At 63.3% G+C, this 624-nt stretch carries 1 protein-coding gene; it reads left to right on the forward strand.

Going from position 1 to position 624, the window contains the following annotated elements:
• The first annotated feature begins 107 nt into the window (after window positions 1–107).
• A complete protein-coding gene (locus tag AC1DYI_RS37850; RefSeq protein ID WP_477209183.1) occupies window positions 108–566 on the forward strand; it encodes a T6SS amidase immunity protein Tai4 family protein in 459 nt (152 codons plus the stop codon).
• Window positions 567–624: the final 58 nt, after the last annotated feature.

The raw sequence follows: 624 nt of genomic DNA on the forward strand, positions 1-624 counted from the left end.
ATATATGTTTCGGTCCAGGGATGCAAGTACCTTGGCCAGGTACGTGGCCACTGATACGTGGACAGCCGACAGTCCGCGCTGATAGAGGCAAGCTTCCGGAGGCTCCCGTGACCCCACGGTCCGTCGTCGTCGCGATGCTCTTCGCCCTGCCCTGCGCGTCGACTCTCGCCGCAAGTGCTAACCCGCCAGAGAAGCGGCAGGAACTGCCCGAGGTGGCCTCGCGCAGCTATGGGCAGAACTTCAAGGACCTCGTCCTGAGTTCTTGCTTGGCCGCCGCCTATGCGAGCGAACCTAAAGCCGCGGCAGACGCCGGCGCTACGGCAGGCGGGCTGGATTCCACTTGGACCAACTACGACCCCGAACTCGCCGCCGGCGAGATCACCAAGCTGATCGAGAAGTACCTGGCCCGCCAGTACAACTCGATCCAAGGTCCGGGCGTCAGGCTTGACCTGATGAAGTGCTTGGATCTGTACCACAGCAAGGAGCTGGACCTCCTGGCCAAGCGTGTCGTACCCAGACCCGCTCGTACCTATCGGCAGGACAACGAGCCTGCGGCTAGAAGGTAGCCTCGTCGCGGCCGGCGCACCCGTTGCATTGCAAGACCTGACCCTGGCGCCTTGACCC

This window comes from Ideonella sp. P3_A4 (assembly GCF_056403075.1).